Genomic DNA, 16287 nt, shown 5'->3' with positions numbered 1-16287 from the left:
CATATGTCAGAGCGAGGTGTGCGATGTCGATGGAAACCTGGTTGGCCTTCTTTGCCGCGTGCTGGGTAATCAGCCTGTCGCCGGGTGCCGGGGCCATCGCCTCGATGTCCAGCGGGCTGCAGTACGGGTTCTGGCGTGGCTACTGGAATGCCCTGGGCCTGCAACTGGGCCTGATCGTGCAGATCGCCGTGATCGCCGCCGGTGTGGGCGCCATCCTTGCCGCCTCGGCCACCGCCTTCCAGCTCATCAAATGGTTCGGCGTCGCTTACCTTGTGTACCTGGCCTACAAACAGTGGCGCGCCTTGCCCATGGACATGAATGACACCTCGGGCGTGCGGCCTATCGGCAAGCCGATGAGCCTGGTGTTCCGCGGTTTCCTGGTCAACGTCAGCAACCCCAAGGCACTGGTGTTCATGCTCGCGGTGTTGCCGCAGTTCATCAATCCGCATGCGCCGCTGGTACCCCAGTACCTGGCCATCACCGCCACCATGATCACCGTGGACATGCTGGTCATGGCCGGCTACACCGGCCTGGCGGCCCGCGTACTGCGGTTGCTGCGCACGCCCAAGCAGCAAAAGCGCATGAACCGCACGTTTGCCGGCCTGTTCATCGGTGCGGCGGCGTTTCTGGCGACCTTGCGCCGCGCGCCGGTCTGAACCGTTCGCAGCCCCCACAGGCTTGGCTTCGAGCCGGTGGGGGCTGCAGTGAGGATCAACGGGGCTTATCGACCAACCCCTTGAGCAAGTCCACCGGCAGCGGAAACACGATGGTCGAGCTCTTGTCCCCGGCAATCGCCCCCAGCGTCTGCATGTAGCGCAACTGCATCGCCCCTGGCTCCTTGCTCAACATCTGCGCCGCCTGCATCAGCTTCTCCGAGGCCTGCAGTTCACCTTCGGCGTGGATCACTTTGGCCCGCCGTTCACGCTCGGCTTCGGCCTGACGGGCGATGGCCCGAACCATCGATTCATTGAGGTCAACGTGCTTGATCTCGACGTTGGCCACCTTGATGCCCCACGCATCGGTCTGCGCGTCGAGCACTTGGCGTATGTCCAAGTTGAGCTGCTCACGCTCGGCCAGCAGTTCGTCCAGCTCATGCTTGCCGAGTACCGCGCGCAGGGTGGTCTGGGCCAGCTGGCTGGTGGCGCTGAGAAAGTCTTCCACCTGGATGATCGCCTTCTGCGGGTCGAGCACGCGAAAGTACAACACGGCATTGACCTTGACCGAGACGTTGTCGCGGGTGATCACGTCCTGGGGCGGCACGTCGAGTACCACGGTGCGCAGATCGACCCGCACCATCTGCTGGATCCCCGGGATCAGGATGATCAAGCCCGGCCCTTTGACCTGCCAGAAGCGCCCCAGTTGGAACACCACGCCCCGCTCGTACTCGCGCAGGATGCGCAGGGCCGACAGCAACAGCAGGCCGATGACCGCCAGCAAGGCGCCAAAACCGAATTGAACGAACATCTTCACTCTCCTTGCGCGCAGGGCGCGGTGGCACTGACCTCCAGCATCACGCCATGGCGGGCCGTCACGCGCACATGTTGGCCAGGCTGCAGTGGGGTCGCGCACTGGACTTGCCATTGTTCGCCCTGGGCCTGCACAGAGCCGCAGAACGGATTGTCTGCCACCACCTGGGTCACCGTGACCAAGCTGCCCACCAGCCCGGCATCGCCACTGACCAAGGCGCGGCGCCTGGCCTTGATGGCCATGCCCAAGACGCCGCCGAGCAACAGTGCCGAGACCGCCGCCAAGGCGACGATCAGCCCCAGGGGAATGCCGAAGCCCGGCGCGTCGGTGTCCATGAGAATCACCGCGCCGACCACGAACGCGACGATGCCGCCGAAGCCGACCACACCGAAGCTCGGCAAGAACGCCTCGGCGACCATGAAGGTCACGCCCAGTAGGATCAGCGCTACCCCCGCATAGCTCACCGGCAGCAACTGCATGGCGTACAGGGCCAGCAGCAGGCAGATGCCACCGATCACACCGCCGACGCCGGAGCCCGGGTTCATGAACTCGAACAGCAAGCCATAGATCCCGATCATGATCAGGATGAGCGCCACGCTGGGATTGGTGATCACTGCTAGCAGTCGGGTGCGCCAGTCCGGCAGGTGTTCGACGATGGCGGCGCCGGCGGTGTGTAACTGGCGCGGCTGGCCGGCAGCGATGAAGGTCTTGCCGTCCAGTTGCTTCAACAGGTCCGGGAGGTCATCGGCCAGTTGGTCGATGACTTTGATGCGCACCGCCTCGCTGGCCGACAGGCTGACCGCCTCGCGCACGGCCTTCTCTGCCCACTCGGCGTTGCGCCCGCGCAGCAGGGCCAGACCGCGAATGTACGCGGCGGCATCATTGACCTGCTTGCGCGCCAGGGTGTCGTCTTCGCGCAGCGCGTTGGGCTCAGGTTTGCCCGGCGGTGCCGCCCCGATCTGCACAGGCGTGGCGGCGCCCAGATTGGTGCTTGGCGCCATGGCGGCCACGTGGCTGGCATAGAGGATATAGGTGCCGGCGCTGGCTGCCCGGGCCCCGCTGGGGGCGACGAAGCTGGCCACGGGCACGGGGCTTGCGAGAATCGCCTTGATGATCTGGCGCATGGCGCTGTCCAGCCCGCCCGGGGTGTCCAGGCGGATCACCACCAGTTGCGCGTTTTGTGCCTGTGCCTGTTCCTGGCCGCGTACCAGGTAGTCGGCAGTGGCTGGGCCGATGGCATCGTCGACATCCAGCAACCAGACGCTGGCACCGGGCGCTGCAAAGCCACTCGGAACCATGCCGAGCACGAGCATCAGCAGCAGCCAGCGCCAGCCGCGAGCGATCACCTGTCGTCACCTTGTCCGGGCCTGTCACCGAAGTTTAGTCGTACCCGCCGGACCTCGGCCTAAACTTCCTAGATGGGGGTAAACCGGAGGTGCATCATGCGTATGGCCAAAACCCTGCAGCAGCGCCTGGACAAGGCCAACTGCGACTACGACATCATTCCCCATCCTCACTCGGCCACGAGCCTGGAATCGGCGCGCACGGCCGGCGTACCTGCCGAGCGGGTCGCCAAGTCGGTGATGCTCGATGACCGGCATGGCAACTACATCATGGCCGTGCTACCGGCCAACCGCCATCTGGACATGAGCAAGGTGCGTATGTCCGGCGCCTGGCAACTGACCCGTGAAAGCGGCCTGCCGAGTCTGTTCGGCGACTGCGAGCGCGGCGCTGTGCCAGCCCTGGGCGATGCCTATGACATAAAAATGCTGCTCGACCCGAGCCTTACCCGCCAGGGTGATGTCTATCTGGAGGCGGGGGATCACGATCACCTGATCCACATGAGCATGGAGCAATACCTCAAGCTGGTTCCCCGCGCCGAAGTGCGCGAACTGTGCTGATGATCATCAACCCACTGCCGGGCCGGCGTCGTGGACGGCCGCCCGGCCCGAGGAGGCACCATGGAAGCACCGAACCATCCATTCGCCGAACTGTTCAAGCAACTGGGGCTGGCGGACGATGCCGAGAGCATCGACAAGTTCATCACCACGCATTCACCACTCAAGAACGAGATCAAACTGGTGGATGCGCCGTTCTGGACCGAGGCCCAGCGGGCCTTTCTCAAGGAGAGCGTGATAGAGGATGCCGATTGGGCCGTGCCGTTCGATCAACTCAACGAGGCCTTGCGTCGCCCCCGCAAATAAAGCGCCGAGCGGCACCTGATGGGTGAATTGGCCGTTGCTATGCTCAGGTAAAACAACAGGGGATAGCGCGATGAAAGATCCCTACGCATCAGGCTTCTGGTGCTCCGTGACGATCCTGGGCACGCTGACGGCCGGTTACTTCTACGGCATCCGCCACGTCCACTCCATGGACCACGCGCTGCAGTTCATGTATGCCGCCGCCGCCATCACGGCGGCGGTGGCGCTTTGCGCTCTGGCCTGGAGCGCCTGGCAACAGTTGCGCTTGAACAAGCGCGAGGTGATCCAGGGGCATACGTTGGTGACCATCTGGAACACCAAGGTCGCCCTGCGTCGGGTCGAGACGGTTTTCGATCGCTATTTCTGGGGTAGCTACTGGCATTCAGGGCGGACCTTCGAAGAGGTCATGGGTGAGCTCAAGGGCACACCCCTGGAGCAGAGTCTGGACGCGCTCAAGCGTCAGTGCCGGGAACTGGACCGCGAGATCCGTGACCATCAACACCGCTGGTTGGCCAACGCCCGCGACCTTTCCAGCGTAGCCACGGCCATGGCGCGCGAGCGCTATCAGCTGGACCTGTGCGACCCCCAGGGCCGCGATGGCGGCAATACCGCGGTGCTCAATCGGGACCTTGAGGTGTTGGTGTACACCTGGTCAGCGCGCCTGCGCAGCTTCGACCACCAGTTGGACGAGCTGGAGCGCGCATACCACTAGCGTCTGGGAGCCAAGCGCCATGGAGTCGCTGCGAGGGAGCACAGCAGCCCTGAGAACCGGACGGACGAGTGCGGCCACTCAGCGGGTATCAATCACCGCGGATGTACTGCTCCAACTGCATGATGAGATTGGCCTGTTCGGCGATGGTTTCCTTGACCAAGTCGCCGATCGACAGCAGGCCGAGCAACTCGCCGTTGCTCACCACTGGCAGGTGGCGCAGGTGCCGGTCGGTCATCAGGTTCATGCAGTACTCCAGGCTCTGCCTGGGCTCGACCGTGACCACCGGCGCACTCATGATCTCGCGCACTGGCGTCGCCGCCGATGAGCGCCCCTTGAGCACCAGCTTGCGGGCGTAGTCGCGCTCACTGACGATCCCCACCACTTGGTTGTTTTCCACCACCGGCAAGGCACCGACGTTCTTCTCCGCCAGCAGCTTCAGGGCGTCGAGCACCGAGTCGTCAGGGCCGATGGTGTAGACGGTCTGATGTTGGGACTTGGTCTTGAGGATTTGTTCGACGTTCTTCATACGGGCCTCTGCGGGGTGAAAACCGATGTGTCGGAATAACTAAAGCATCCGGCACGCCAGCCTGCACGGCAATGCAGGAAACGGCATGGACTCGATTGAAAAACGTCATGTGATCTTTAAAAGGCCTGCTCGCGCGCATCTGTAACAGGCCAGCACAGCGATGGACCGCACAGCGGCCCCAGGCTCAATAGGATCAAGGCATTCAAGACAGCCGCTCCCACAAGGCCTTGGATGGACAATGTGGGAGTGGGCAACCGGCACGGCTTGCAGAATGCCGATCAGAGTTTGGGCATCTGTCCAATCCGCGCGATCATCTCACTGACGATCTGCAGATCCAGCATGAACTGCTCCACGGTCTTGAACTCGTTGTCGTTGTGCCCGGTGTACTTCACGTTGGGCATCGCCAGGCCGAACTGCACGCCGTTAGGCAGGTCATGCACCGAGGTGGCGCCAGCAGAGGTGCCGAACTCGTGAGGCAGGCCCAGGTTCTGGCTGGCCACATCCAGCAGGGCCTTGACCCATTCACCCTCGGGGTTGCGGTACATCGGCTCGTCGAGGCTGTACTCGAAGGCCACCGAGGTGTGGCTGCCGCGCGCCCAGTTGCCCAGCTTGTCGGCCAGCTCGTCCTTGAGGGTGGGCAGCGGCTTGCCTTTGGGGATGCGCAGGTTCACCGCAAGCTTGAGGGCTTTCTGGTCGAGCCCGACGTAGGTCAGCGAGGCGGTCAGCGGCCCCATGAACTTGTCTTCGAAGTTCACGCCCAGCTGTTTGCCCAGGTAGTCCAGCCCCCAGTTGTCTGCCGCATAGCGCGCCGCATCGGTGATGTGGTTTTGCTTGAGGGGCACTTGGTTGCCCAGGCCATTGAGGAAGACGAGCATCCGCGAAACCGGGTTGACGCCCGATTCAGGCTCCGAAGAGTGGGCCGAGACACCGGTCACCGTGAGGATCACTTCCTTGCCGGCCACCTTGGCGTCGATGGTGAAGTCGCCACCGTTGCGCTTGACGTACTCGGCGCCTGCCTTGTTCAGGGCATCGGCCAGGGCGGCGGGATTGTCGCCGAGCAGGGTCGCCACCGAAGTGGTGGGGATCTGGTTGGTGGCCAGGCCACCGGTGAGTGTGGTGACTTCCGCGCCCGTGCCGGTGGCCGGACGCCGATGGAAGCTCGCCATAACGGTGCCATAGCCTTTTTCGGCGATCACCACTGGATAGCCGCCATCGAGCGCCAGGTTGTAGTTGGGCACCGGGTTGCGGGCGAAATAGTAGGGGATGGCATCACCGCTGGTTTCTTCAGTGGTGTCCACCAGCAGCTTGAACTGCCGGGCCAGCGGCAGTTTTTCGTCCTTGGCCACCTTGAGCGCGTACAGCGCCACGACGATGCCGTTCTTGTCGTCCTCGGTGCCACGCCCGTACATGCGGTCCCCTACCAGGGTCACCTTGAACGGGTCCAGGCGCGTGCCGTCTTCGAGTTTCCAGTTATCCGGGTTCACCGGCACCACATCGGCGTGGGCGTGGATACCGACGACTTCCTTGTCGTTGTCCCCCAGGGAGATTTCATAGACCCGGTTGTCGATGTTGCGGAACTTCAGACCGAAGCCCTCGGCCAGGGTCTTGATCTTTTCGGCGATTTTGAGGAACTGCGGATTCTCGTGCTGCGGAACGCCCTCGACCTGGAAGGTCGGAATGGCCACCAGCTCGCGCAGGGTTTCGGTGGCTGCCTTGCCGTATTTGATCCGGGTGTACAGGCCGAGCAGTCGGTTGATCTCGTTTTGCTGATCAGCGTTGAGCGGCTTGCCGGCCAGGTAGGTCGTCAGGGTTTCGTTCAGCGTGTCGGCCTTGGCCAGGTGGCTGTCGTTGAGCTTGCCGATGAACTGTTTGAAGTCCGTTGGTTCCTGGCCTTCGAAGGCCGTGAGAATGGCACTGGACTGCTGCACGGAGAGGTTGGCCTGGGCCTGGAGGCTGTAAAAACCAATGCCGGCCAGCAACAGCGTCGTGGCAGCGAGTTTTCTGAGATACATGGATGTCGCACTCCTTCGCGAATCGTGAATGTCCGTGCAGGGCGCACGTGGATGCTCACGCTAACATCAATGACTTGGAGGCGGGAGGGTGTCACAGCAACGAAAAGGCCCAGGTCGTGACCTGGGCCTTTGTGAGTTGGGGTCTGCGTAATCAGAGCCCGTTGGGCAAGAACCGCGTAGCGCCACTGACATCGTCGATTTTCTTGATACGAAAAGCCTTGATGCAGGTTTCGTTGCGGATGTTGCTGTCCGGGCAATATTGCTTGACGAAGTCGCCAAAATCCATGTCCTGGCCGTTGACGCTCAGGACGCGTTTGAAATACTCGCCCTGGATGCCCTGTGCCTGACGCGAGTCGGTCATCGCTTGATCGACGACCAGCCGACCATGCAGGTCGACGGTGGGGAACTCGGCTTCTTCTTTCAGACAGCCGCTCAGCAGCAGGCCCGCTGCGGCCAGCGTGATCAGTCGTAGCATGGTGTGATCTCTGCAGTAGGCGCCCCGATGCTGCACCGGGGGCTCCTATGAATGGTTATTCGCCGAACAGGCTGCCAGCGCGCTTGACCTCTGCCTTGCCAGCATCTTCGAGCAAGGACTTGGTGCCTGAGGTCACGTTGCGGGCGGCATCGGCATTGGACTGGATCACGTCGGTGCGTGCGGCGCTGTCGCGCAGTTCGGCATCGATGTAATCGTTGGCGCGGGCGACCTTGGCTTTTTTCGCTTGCAAGGCCAGGCGGCGCTCTTCCAGCTCCAATGCGCGCAATTCGTCTTCATAGCCTTCTTCACGGGCCTGCACGCGCTTGCGCTCAGCCGCCTGTGCCTGCTGCTGTTCAGCCGCGCGCTGGGCGGCGGCACGCTGGGCGGCGGCGCGCTGCTGGCGGGCGGCTGCTTCGCGGGCATCGGCACGCCGCTGGGCCGCTTCGGCCTGGCGCAGGCGTTCGGTTTGCGCTGCGGCTTCAGCCTGTTTGGTCTGTTGTTCGATTTGATACAGCTGATCGAACTGACCGGCCATGGCGGTAGCGGCAGACAGTGCGAGGGCGGTGCCCAGAACAATAGATTTCATGCCTGCCGACCTCAGCTCTTCTTCGGTTCTGGGCAGGTGGCATTTGGTTGAATGCGGGTTTCGTTGGCCATGGTCATGACCATGAGGGAAATACCACCCACCTCGAAGTCGCATGGACGGCCAACCTGGGCCGAGGTGTAGATCTTGCCGTTTTCCTGGTAACCGATCAGCACGCCTGGCACCAGGGAGGTGTCGCTGACCAGCGAGCCTGCCATAGCACCACCGGCACCACCGGCGACGCCGCCGACGATAGCGGTGTCCTTGTTGTGGCCTGCGCCCAATGCTGCACCACCCAAAGCGCCCAGAACACCACCGACCATCATCGCGGCTTTCTTGTTCTTCTCGTTGCTGACTTTGATCTTGGTCGGAGAAACCGTGAGGATCTTCACGGTCTTGGCCTCTTGCTGAGTGTTCACCTGGCTGGCGTCAAACACATCTGATTGGTACTGCTCGCCGGTTGCCTGGCAACCTACGAGAACGGCGGCAACGGCCAATGGCAGACACTGTTTCAGCATTTTCATTCCCAAATTCCTTGGAGGGGTGTGAGTAACCTTGCAGCAGTCCATTTCTAATGGAGGCGTAATGCCATCATTTTAAGCGCAGAGTTTCGCTTCGGTAAAGCTGGTCGAATCAAGAAGTAAGGGGGTTAGCGCAAACAGGAATAACGCTGGAAGGGATGTATCAACCGGCCAGAAACGACAAAGCCCGCACAAGGCGGGCTTCGGTGATACATGGCGCACTCGGCGGGATTCGAACCCACGACCCCTGCCTTCGGAGGGCAGTACTCTATCCAGCTGAGCTACGAGTGCAACGGGGCGCAATGATACCCATCTCGTGGGGTTGCGTCCATCGCCTTGATCTGTAGCTGTTTTTGCCACAACGGCATGGTCGCGGAAAATATCCATATTCGAAAACGATATTTCTCACATAACGCTTATGCGTTATCCTCTGGTCACAACTTGTTATAACAAGTCACGTCAGAGTGAAGAGAATCATGGCCGAATTGCTCCCCCTGTCCCCGGTGCCGCTGTACAGCCAGCTCAAGGAGCTGCTGCGTGAGCGCATCCTCGACGGTACCTATCCGCCCCACAGCCGCATGCCCTCCGAAGCCGAGCTGGGCAAGGCCTTCGACGTCAGCCGCATCACTGTGCGCCAGGCCTTGGGCGATCTGCAGAAGGAGGGTCTGATCTTCAAGATCCATGGTAAAGGCACCTTCGTTGCCAAGCCCAAGGCGTTCCAGAACGTCACCACCCTGCAAGGCCTGGGCGAATCCATGAGCCAAATGGGTTACGAGGTGATCAACCGCCTGCGCAGCTTCCGTCATGTACCGGCCAGTGCACTGGTGGCCGAGCGTCTGCAGGTGGAGGAGGGCAGCTTGGTCACTGAGATCCGCCGGGTGCGGCTGATCAACCGTGAGCCGGTGTCGCTGGAACTGACCTGGCTGCCCAAGGCCGTTGGCGAAAAGCTCGAAAAGGCTGACCTGGTCACCCGCGACATCTTCCTGCTGCTGGAAAACGACTGTGGCATCGCCCTGGGCCACGCCGACCTGGCCATCGATGCAGTGCTGGCCGATGCCGACCTGACCCAGGCGCTGGAAGTGGAGGAGGGCTCGCCAATCATGCGCATCGAGCGTCTGACTCACGCCGCCGACGGCACGCCGCTGGACTTCGAACACCTCTACTACCGCGGCGATGCCTTCCAGTACCGCCTGCGCATCGACCGCCAGAAGGGAGCCAAGGCATGAGCATCGAGACCCGCGACTACGACATCATCGTCATCGGCGGCGGCACCGCAGGGCCTATGGCCGCGATCAAGGCCAAGGAACAGGACAAGTCCTTGCGCGTGCTGCTGCTGGACAAAGCCAACGTCAAGCGCAGCGGTGCCATCAGCATGGGCATGGACGGCCTGAACAACGCGATCATTCCAGGCCACGCCACGCCCGAGCAGTACACCAAGGAAATCACCGTAGCCAACGACGGTATCGTCAATCAGGCCGCTGTGTATGCCTACGCCACCCACAGCTTCGAAACCCTCGAGCAACTGGACCGCTGGGGCGTGAAGTTCGAGAAGGACGAGACCGGCGACTACGCGGTGAAGAAGGTCCACCACATGGGGGCATACGTGCTGCCCATGCCCGAGGGCCACGACATCAAGAAGGTCCTCTATCGCCAACTCAAACGCGCGCGGGTCGAGATCACCAATCGCATGGTCTGCACCCGCGTGCTGCTCGATGGCGAAGGTGCCGCTGCCGGGGTCATGGGCTTCGATTGCCGCAGCGCAGAGTTCCAGGTGATCCGCGCCAAGGCGGTGATCCTCGCCTGTGGTGCGGCCGGACGGCTGGGCCTGCCCTCGTCGGGCTACCTGATGGGCACCTATGAGAACCCGACCAATGCCGGCGATGGCTACGCCATGGCCTATCACGCGGGGGCGGAGCTTGCGAATCTGGAGTGCTTCCAGATCAACCCGCTGATCAAGGACTACAACGGCCCGGCCTGCGCCTACGTCACCGGCCCCCTGGGTGGTTACACCGCCAACAGCAAGGGCGAGCGCTTCATCGAGTGCGACTACTGGAGCGGGCAGATGATGTGGGAGTTCCACCAGGAGCTCGAAGGCGGCAACGGTCCGGTGTTCCTCAAGCTCGATCACCTGGCCGAGGAGACCATCCAAAACATCGAAGAGATCCTGCACAGCAACGAGCGCCCCAGCCGTGGGCAGTTCCACGCCAACCGTGGCACCGATTACCGCCAGCACATGGTCGAGATGCACATCTCCGAGATCGGCTTCTGCTCCGGGCATTCAGCCTCTGGTGTGTGGGTCAACGAAAAGGCCGAAACCAGTGTTCGCGGCCTGTATGCCGCCGGTGACATGGCTGCAGTGCCGCACAACTACATGCTCGGCGCTTTCACCTATGGCTGGTTCGCTGGGGTCAACGCTGCCCGCTACGTCGCTGGGCGCCCCTTCGCCGAGGTGGACACGGCTCAGGTCGAGCGCGAGCGCGAACGGGTGTTCGCGCCTTTGCACCGCGAACACGGCCTGCCACCGGCCCAGGTCGAGTACAAGCTGCGGCGCATGGTCAACGACTATCTGCAGCCGCCGAAGGTGACCAAGAAGATGGAGATCGGCCTGGCCCGCTTTGCCGAGATCGAGCGTGACCTGTCGCAGATGAAGGCCAGCAACCCCCATGAGCTGATGCGTGCCATGGAAGTGAGCGTGATCCGCGACTGCGCCGAGATGGCCGCAAGGGCTTCGCTGTTCCGCGAGGAGAGCCGCTGGGGGCTGTATCACCATCGGGTGGATTTCCCGGAGCGCAACGATGGCGAGTGGTTCTGCTATTGCCACCTGAAGAAAGGCGAGGACGGCCAGATGACCAGCTTCAAGAAACCCATCGAGCCCTACCTGATTGCCCTGGATGCCCAGGAGCAGACTGCCTATGACCGGCTGCGGGTCAAAGCCGACGCTGCCTAGGCATCGACGAACCCAGTGGGAGCGGCTTTGCCCGCGAACAAGGCACCGCCGGGCAAGACCGTTGCCCCCGCAGGACGGTGCAGAGGCTCAACGAACCCCGAGGACTCCGTGAAATGGCCTACCAACCCCAAGAGATTTTCTTTCGCAGCAACGCCCCGGTCACCATCGACGAAGACAAATGCATCGCCGAGAAAGGCTGCACCGTCTGCGTCGAGGTCTGCCCCATGGACCTGCTGGCCATCAACCCGGCGACCCAGAAGGCCTACATGGCTTTCGACGAATGCTGGTACTGCATGCCGTGCGAGAAAGACTGCCCGACCGGCGCGGTGAAGGTGGACATTCCCTACCTGCTGCGCTGAACCACGCCACACGCCATCCGGCCCACCACCGGACGCCCATTCGAAATGCCCCCTCGTTTCCCACCACCGCGCAAGGTGGCGGAGACGACGCCAACACCTAAAAACGATTCGAGGGGAAACACCATGCGCCTTGCAGCAACCGTGGCCGGCCTCGCGCTGGCAACCATTGGCCTGAATGCCAACGCCGAAACCATCCGCATCGCCATCGGCACCCAGGACACCACCATCAACTGCGCCACTGGTGGCCTGCTGATCCGAGAGCTGGGCCTGCTGGAGAAGTATCTGCCCCATGACGGCAAGTACAAGGACGCGACCTACCAGGTCGAGTGGAAGAACTTCACCAGTGGCGCGCCGCTGACCAACGAAATGGTCGCGGGCAAGCTGGACTTCGGCGCCATGGCCGACTTCCCCGGCTCGTTCAATGGCGTCGCGCATCTGGATGCTGGCAAGCGCAGCCTGTTCATCAGTGTGCTGTCCGGCAGCGTACAGGGCAGCGGCAACGGCATCGTGGTGCCGGCGGCGTCGACCGTGCAGGCGCTCTCCGAACTCAAGGGCAAGACCATCTCGGTGCCGTTCGCCTCCACCGCCCATGGCATGCTGCTGCGCGCCGTCGCCGCCCAGGGCTGGGACCCGCAAAAAGACGTGCGCATCATCGCCCAGGCCCCAGAGATCGCAGGCTCGGCGTTGCGCAGCAACCGCATCGAGGCGCACGCCGACTTCGTGCCCTTCGCCGAGCTGTTCCCCAACCGTGGTTTCGCCCGCAAGATCTACGACGGCGCCCAGGCCAACGCACCGACCTTCCATGGCGCCCTGGTCGATGCCGACTATGCCAAGCAGTACCCAGAAGTGGTCACCGCCTACCTGCGCGCCAGCCTCGAAGCCGACCGTCTGATCGCCGCCGAGCCCGAGAAGTACAGCGAGCTGATCGAGAAGGTCACTGGCATCGAAGCCGAGGTGAACTACCTGTTCCACGGCCCGCTGGGCCTGCAGACCCGCGACCTGACCTGGAAACCTGAGTACCGCCAGGCCGTGGCCACATCCATCGATACCCTCAAGCTACTGAAGAAGACCGACCGAGGCCTGGACACCGCCCAGTTCATCGACGATCAGTACATCCGCGCCGCCTTCAAGCAGGCTGGCCTGGACTACGACAAGGCGCTGAAGAACTACGCTCCACTGCCGCTCAGTGCCACCGATGCGCTGACTGGCCAGCCGATCAAAGATTTCAGCCGCCTGGCGCAGATCTGGGTGCGCGGCGAAGACAAGGTCCGCCACTACGCCTCGCCAGAGGCCGCCCTCGGCGCCCTGGCGCAACTGGAACAGGAGGGCAAGGACATCCGCGCGATCTACGCCCAGGCCGCCGACAGCGGCATCAAGCTGCTGGCCAACCAGGCCTGGTTCGTGCGCAACGCCAAGGGCGAGCTGGCGGCCTTCCTGCTCAAGGACCAGGCCGAACAGTACGCCAAAGCCCACGGCGGTGAGGCGCTGGACTTCGTCAGTGCCAACCGCAAGCTGCTCGCCCAGCGCTGATCCGGAGGCAATGTCATGACCCGCGACCTCACGCGCTGGCCGCTGCGCCTGGCGTCCTTGCTGGCCTGCCTGCTTTTCTGGCAGGTGGCGGCCAGCCAGAAGTTGGACCTTGGCCTGTTCACGTTCACCTATGTGCCCACGCCGAGTGCCGTGCTCGAGGCCGCCTGGCAGCTGTTGGCATCGAGCGCCTTGCTGGCGCATGTGTCCAGCAGCCTGGCGCGGGTATTCGCCGGTTATCTGGCCGCCGCAGTGTTGGGCGTGGCGCTAGGGCTGTTGATCGGTCGCTCGACGTGGGCCGAGGACACCCTGTTGCCACCGCTGGAAGTGCTGCGGCCGATCCCGGCGGTGGCCTGGATTCCGCTGGCGATCCTGATGTTTCCGTCGTCTGAGCTGTCGATGGTGTTCATCACCTTCACCGGCGCGCTGTTTCCCATCCTGCTCAATACCGTGCACGGCGCAGAGGCGGTCGACCCGCGCCTGGTGGCCTCGGCGCGCAGTCTAGGCGCAGGACGCGGCGCGATCCTGCGTGAGGTGGTATTGCCGGGCGCGCTGCCGAGCATCGTCACCGGGCTGGCCATCGGCATGGGCACGTCGTGGTTTTGCCTGGTCACCGCCGAGATGATCTCCGGACAGTTCGGCATCGGCTATTACACCTGGGAGTCCTACACCTTGCAGAACTACCCGGACATCATCGTCGGCATGCTGTTGATCGGCGTGCTGGGCATGGGCAGCAGCACCCTGGTCAAGCGCCTGGGCGCGCTGGCCACTCCCTGGTACCGCGCGCGGAGAGCAGCCTGATGAACAGCTATCGACAGGCGCCGCAGGCCGGACGCATCGAGGCGCATGGCGTGTCGATCCGCCTGGGCCAGGGGCGCGATGCCTTCGAGGCGGTGCAAACCCTGGACTTTGCCGTCGCTCCAGGCGAGTTCGTGTGCATCCTCGGGCCTTCGGGCTGTGGCAAATCAACCCTGCTCGGCGCCTTGGCCGGCCACCTGGCGCCCAGCGCCGGGCGGCTCGAGGTCGATGGCCAGGCAGTCGAAGGCCCTTCGCCCCAGCGCGGCATGGTGTTCCAGCACCACACCTTGCTGCCCTGGCGCAGCGTGCTCGACAACGTCGCCTTCGGCCTGAAGATGCAGGGCGTGGGCAAGGCCGAGCGCCAGCGCCGCGCCCAGGACATGTTGCAACGGGTGGGGCTCGCCGACTTCGCCGAGCGCTGGCCGAGCCAGCTTTCCGGCGGCATGCAGCAACGCGCCGAAATCGCCCGCGTGCTGATCAACCGCCCACATCTGCTGTTGATGGACGAACCCTTCGGCGCGCTCGATGCCCAGACCCGCTCGCGCATGCAAGAGCTGTTGCTGGAGGTCTGGAGTGGCATTCGCACCACCGTGGTGTTCGTCACCCATGACATCGACGAGGCGCTGTTCCTCGCCGATCGCATCCTGGTGATGAGCCCGCGACCCGGACGCTTCATCGAGGACCTGCCACTGAGCTTCCCGCGGCCACGTCGCGCAAGCCTTTTGACAAGCCCCGAATTCACCCATCTCAAGCGCCATTGCCTGGCGCTGCTGCGCCACGAAGAAGGCCGCGAACTGCCGCGCCTGACCCCGCTGGGCCTGCCCGGCACCGATCATCCACCGCTGCGGATAGCCCTATGACCGAACGAATCACTGATAACTCTGACATCCTCCCGCTGCTGCCACGCCTGGCCGATGCCGATGCTGGCGTGCGGCGTATCGCCCTGATCGAACTGGCCGACCTGGAAGACCCGGACGGCCTGCCCTGGCTGACCGATGCCCTGCTGGTCGATCCGCATGTCGAGGTCCGCGCCGAAGCCGCGCGCCTGCTGGAAGCCTGGGAAGAGCCCGAAGTGGTGCAGGCGTTGTGTGCCGCCTTGGCCGATGTCGCCGAGCCGGTGCGCCTGGCGGCGGCCCAGAGTCTGAGCGAACTCAAGTCCCTGGAGGCGGGCACGCTAATCCTGCCGTGGGCCAGTCATGCCGACGCGTTCGTTCGCGCCAGTGCCTTGCGGGCATTGCGTGAGCTGCGCCTGGAGGACGCTGCAGGCCCTGCGCTGCTGGCCCTCGATGACGCCGACGCTTCGGTGCGTCGAGAGGCCGTGGGCATCCTCGGCTGGCTCAAGCATGCCCCCGCCTTGCCGGCGCTGGCGCGGCTGGCCGGGGAAGAGACTGACACCGAAGTTCGCCGTGCTGCCATCGGCGCTCTGGGCCTGGCCCGCGATACCAGCGTGCTGCCGGCATTGGTCGCAGCGCTAAGGGACGAGGCCTGGCAAGTACGCGAAGAAGCTGCCACCACGCTGGGCAAGGTCGGATTGGGCGCTGCCGGGCCTGCATTGATCGCGGCCTTGGACGACAGCTACTGGCAGGTGCGCCTGCGTGCGGCACGGGCGTTGGGCCGCCTGCGCCATGGCGAGGCGTTGGATGCCCTGGCCCAGCTGCTCGGGCATGCCATCGCCAATCTGCGCAAAGAGGCAGCGCTGGCCCTGGGCGAGTTGGGCCAGGCCCGGGCGTTGCCAGCGCTGCAGGCCGCCGAGGCCGATGGCGACCCCGAGGTGCGCAAGGCCGTGCGCATTGCCCTGGCGCAACTGCAAGGGGCGGCGTGATGAACGCGCCCCAGTCGCTGCGCAACCTGCGTGGGCGAGGCGAATTGGCCGTGCACTGGCCCGATGCGTTGCAGATCGTCAGCCATGCCCGCCTGCGCGGCGCCTGCCCCTGCTCGCAATGCCGCGCGGCGAAGTTGCGCGGTGGCATCGCCGTGGTACGTGAGGATGTGCGTGTAGAGCGGATCGAGGTGCAAGGGTATGGCGTGCAGCTGGTGTTCAGCGATGGGCATGAGCGCGGGATCTTCCCTTGGGCATACCTGCGGGACCTAGGGTGAGGTTGCCGGCGCGTTCGCGGGTAACTCGCTCGTATTTGGTCCGTGCGGGCGCTGTAGCGGAG

19 protein-coding genes and 1 tRNA gene are annotated in these 16287 nt (G+C 63.7%); 12 read left to right on the top strand and 8 right to left on the bottom strand.

What is annotated here, in order from left to right:
* The first annotated feature begins 23 nt into the window (after nt 1–23).
* Nucleotides 24–656 carry a LysE family transporter gene (locus R6G97_RS01285; protein ID WP_090344276.1) on the top strand — a complete coding sequence of 211 codons (633 nt, stop codon included), beginning with the start codon at nt 24–26 and terminating at the stop codon, nt 654–656.
* Between the two features lie 55 nt (nt 657–711).
* On the opposite strand, the gene R6G97_RS01280 is transcribed toward R6G97_RS01285, so the two are convergent.
* Both R6G97_RS01280 and R6G97_RS01275 read right to left on the bottom strand, forming a co-directional pair.
* The gene (locus R6G97_RS01280; protein WP_043208196.1) at nt 712–1464 is read right to left on the bottom strand and encodes a slipin family protein; all 753 of its coding nucleotides are present in this window, start codon (nt 1462–1464) and stop codon (nt 712–714) included.
* Nucleotides 1465–1466: 2 nt separating this feature from the next.
* Entirely contained in the window at nt 1467–2813 is a 1347-nt protein-coding gene (locus tag R6G97_RS01275; RefSeq protein ID WP_317847715.1) for an NfeD family protein, read from the bottom strand.
* Between the two features lie 96 nt (nt 2814–2909).
* Here R6G97_RS01275 and R6G97_RS01270 point away from each other — a divergent pair, with 96 nt between their 5' ends.
* The 3 genes from R6G97_RS01270 (at nt 2910) to R6G97_RS01260 (ending at nt 4380) form a co-directional block, all read left to right on the top strand.
* Nucleotides 2910–3368 (top strand): aminoacyl-tRNA deacylase, encoded by a 459-nt coding sequence (locus tag R6G97_RS01270; RefSeq protein WP_043208200.1) that lies wholly within the window; start codon nt 2910–2912, stop codon nt 3366–3368.
* A 60-nt stretch (nt 3369–3428) separates the two neighbouring features.
* On the top strand, nt 3429–3671 hold the full coding sequence (locus R6G97_RS01265) for a DUF2789 domain-containing protein (RefSeq protein ID WP_043208202.1): 243 nt from the start codon (nt 3429–3431) through the stop codon (nt 3669–3671).
* A gap of 70 nt (nt 3672–3741) precedes the next feature.
* Complete coding sequence (locus R6G97_RS01260; RefSeq protein ID WP_043208204.1) at nt 3742–4380, top strand: hypothetical protein; 639 nt, start codon at nt 3742–3744, stop codon at nt 4378–4380.
* Nucleotides 4381–4468: 88 nt separating this feature from the next.
* Here the strand turns inward: R6G97_RS01260 and R6G97_RS01255 are convergent, their stop codons facing one another.
* The 6 genes from R6G97_RS01255 to R6G97_RS01230 all read right to left on the bottom strand — a co-directional run bounded on the left by R6G97_RS01255 (nt 4469) and on the right by R6G97_RS01230 (nt 8788).
* A complete protein-coding gene (locus R6G97_RS01255; protein WP_043208206.1) occupies nt 4469–4906 on the bottom strand; it encodes a CBS domain-containing protein in 438 nt (145 codons plus the stop codon).
* A 278-nt stretch (nt 4907–5184) separates the two neighbouring features.
* Nucleotides 5185–6918 (bottom strand): dipeptidase, encoded by a 1734-nt coding sequence (locus R6G97_RS01250; RefSeq protein WP_102081133.1) that lies wholly within the window; start codon nt 6916–6918, stop codon nt 5185–5187.
* 151 nt (nt 6919–7069) lie between these two features.
* Nucleotides 7070–7393 (bottom strand): hypothetical protein, encoded by a 324-nt coding sequence (locus R6G97_RS01245; RefSeq protein WP_317847714.1) that lies wholly within the window; start codon nt 7391–7393, stop codon nt 7070–7072.
* A 55-nt stretch (nt 7394–7448) separates the two neighbouring features.
* A complete protein-coding gene (locus R6G97_RS01240; protein WP_043208212.1) occupies nt 7449–7979 on the bottom strand; it encodes a DUF5384 family protein in 531 nt (176 codons plus the stop codon).
* A gap of 11 nt (nt 7980–7990) precedes the next feature.
* On the bottom strand, nt 7991–8500 hold the full coding sequence (locus tag R6G97_RS01235; protein WP_232092057.1) for a hypothetical protein: 510 nt from the start codon (nt 8498–8500) through the stop codon (nt 7991–7993).
* Nucleotides 8501–8711: 211 nt separating this feature from the next.
* Nucleotides 8712–8788, bottom strand: a tRNA-Arg gene (locus R6G97_RS01230).
* A 185-nt stretch (nt 8789–8973) separates the two neighbouring features.
* Here R6G97_RS01230 and R6G97_RS01225 point away from each other — a divergent pair.
* The 8 genes from R6G97_RS01225 (at nt 8974) to R6G97_RS01190 (ending at nt 16225) form a co-directional block, all read left to right on the top strand.
* Nucleotides 8974–9723, top strand: a complete 750-nt coding sequence (locus R6G97_RS01225; protein ID WP_043208214.1) for a GntR family transcriptional regulator — start codon at nt 8974–8976, stop codon at nt 9721–9723.
* Entirely contained in the window at nt 9720–11444 is a 1725-nt protein-coding gene (locus R6G97_RS01220) for a fumarate reductase/succinate dehydrogenase flavoprotein subunit (protein ID WP_317847713.1), read from the top strand. The genes R6G97_RS01225 and R6G97_RS01220 overlap by 4 nt, the downstream gene beginning before the upstream one ends.
* A gap of 113 nt (nt 11445–11557) precedes the next feature.
* Complete coding sequence (locus R6G97_RS01215; protein WP_043208219.1) at nt 11558–11803, top strand: 4Fe-4S dicluster domain-containing protein; 246 nt, start codon at nt 11558–11560, stop codon at nt 11801–11803.
* Nucleotides 11804–11926: 123 nt separating this feature from the next.
* Complete coding sequence (locus R6G97_RS01210) at nt 11927–13333, top strand: ABC transporter substrate-binding protein (protein ID WP_043208221.1); 1407 nt, start codon at nt 11927–11929, stop codon at nt 13331–13333.
* Nucleotides 13334–13348: 15 nt separating this feature from the next.
* Complete coding sequence (locus R6G97_RS01205; RefSeq protein ID WP_043208222.1) at nt 13349–14131, top strand: ABC transporter permease; 783 nt, start codon at nt 13349–13351, stop codon at nt 14129–14131.
* Nucleotides 14131–14988, top strand: coding sequence for an ABC transporter ATP-binding protein (locus R6G97_RS01200; RefSeq protein ID WP_043208223.1), 858 nt, complete (start codon nt 14131–14133; stop codon nt 14986–14988). The genes R6G97_RS01205 and R6G97_RS01200 overlap by 1 nt, the downstream gene beginning before the upstream one ends.
* Nucleotides 14985–15950 (top strand): HEAT repeat domain-containing protein, encoded by a 966-nt coding sequence (locus R6G97_RS01195; protein WP_317847712.1) that lies wholly within the window; start codon nt 14985–14987, stop codon nt 15948–15950. The genes R6G97_RS01200 and R6G97_RS01195 overlap by 4 nt, the downstream gene beginning before the upstream one ends.
* On the top strand, nt 15950–16225 hold the full coding sequence (locus tag R6G97_RS01190) for a DUF971 domain-containing protein (protein ID WP_070572047.1): 276 nt from the start codon (nt 15950–15952) through the stop codon (nt 16223–16225). The genes R6G97_RS01195 and R6G97_RS01190 overlap by 1 nt, the downstream gene beginning before the upstream one ends.
* Nucleotides 16226–16287 lie beyond the last annotated feature (62 nt).

This window comes from Pseudomonas sp. HTZ2 (assembly GCF_033173945.1).
Taxonomy (GTDB): domain Bacteria; phylum Pseudomonadota; class Gammaproteobacteria; order Pseudomonadales; family Pseudomonadaceae; genus Aquipseudomonas; species Aquipseudomonas guariconensis.
The sequence above is the reverse complement of the archived record's forward strand: the minus strand, read 5'-3'. Positions and strand labels throughout refer to the sequence as shown.

Bases quoted from the DNA above. Each gene is read 5' to 3' on its own strand.
- R6G97_RS01250 (WP_102081133.1), bottom strand. From the start codon at position 6,918: ATGTATCTCAGAAAACTCGCTGCCACGACGCTGTTGCTGGCCGGCATT.
- R6G97_RS01285 (WP_090344276.1), top strand. From the start codon at position 24: ATGTCGATGGAAACCTGGTTGGCCTTCTTTGCCGCGTGCTGGGTAATC.
- R6G97_RS01190 (WP_070572047.1), top strand. From the start codon at position 15,950: ATGAACGCGCCCCAGTCGCTGCGCAACCTGCGTGGGCGAGGCGAATTG.
- R6G97_RS01220 (WP_317847713.1), top strand. From the start codon at position 9,720: ATGAGCATCGAGACCCGCGACTACGACATCATCGTCATCGGCGGCGGC.
- R6G97_RS01245 (WP_317847714.1), bottom strand. From the start codon at position 7,393: ATGCTACGACTGATCACGCTGGCCGCAGCGGGCCTGCTGCTGAGCGGC.
- R6G97_RS01225 (WP_043208214.1), top strand. From the start codon at position 8,974: ATGGCCGAATTGCTCCCCCTGTCCCCGGTGCCGCTGTACAGCCAGCTC.
- R6G97_RS01200 (WP_043208223.1), top strand. From the start codon at position 14,131: ATGAACAGCTATCGACAGGCGCCGCAGGCCGGACGCATCGAGGCGCAT.
- R6G97_RS01195 (WP_317847712.1), top strand. From the start codon at position 14,985: ATGACCGAACGAATCACTGATAACTCTGACATCCTCCCGCTGCTGCCA.
- R6G97_RS01280 (WP_043208196.1), bottom strand. From the start codon at position 1,464: ATGTTCGTTCAATTCGGTTTTGGCGCCTTGCTGGCGGTCATCGGCCTG.
- R6G97_RS01270 (WP_043208200.1), top strand. From the start codon at position 2,910: ATGCGTATGGCCAAAACCCTGCAGCAGCGCCTGGACAAGGCCAACTGC.
- R6G97_RS01210 (WP_043208221.1), top strand. From the start codon at position 11,927: ATGCGCCTTGCAGCAACCGTGGCCGGCCTCGCGCTGGCAACCATTGGC.
- R6G97_RS01215 (WP_043208219.1), top strand. From the start codon at position 11,558: ATGGCCTACCAACCCCAAGAGATTTTCTTTCGCAGCAACGCCCCGGTC.
- R6G97_RS01235 (WP_232092057.1), bottom strand. From the start codon at position 8,500: ATGAAAATGCTGAAACAGTGTCTGCCATTGGCCGTTGCCGCCGTTCTC.
- R6G97_RS01255 (WP_043208206.1), bottom strand. From the start codon at position 4,906: ATGAAGAACGTCGAACAAATCCTCAAGACCAAGTCCCAACATCAGACC.
- R6G97_RS01260 (WP_043208204.1), top strand. From the start codon at position 3,742: ATGAAAGATCCCTACGCATCAGGCTTCTGGTGCTCCGTGACGATCCTG.
- R6G97_RS01240 (WP_043208212.1), bottom strand. From the start codon at position 7,979: ATGAAATCTATTGTTCTGGGCACCGCCCTCGCACTGTCTGCCGCTACC.
- R6G97_RS01205 (WP_043208222.1), top strand. From the start codon at position 13,349: ATGACCCGCGACCTCACGCGCTGGCCGCTGCGCCTGGCGTCCTTGCTG.
- R6G97_RS01265 (WP_043208202.1), top strand. From the start codon at position 3,429: ATGGAAGCACCGAACCATCCATTCGCCGAACTGTTCAAGCAACTGGGG.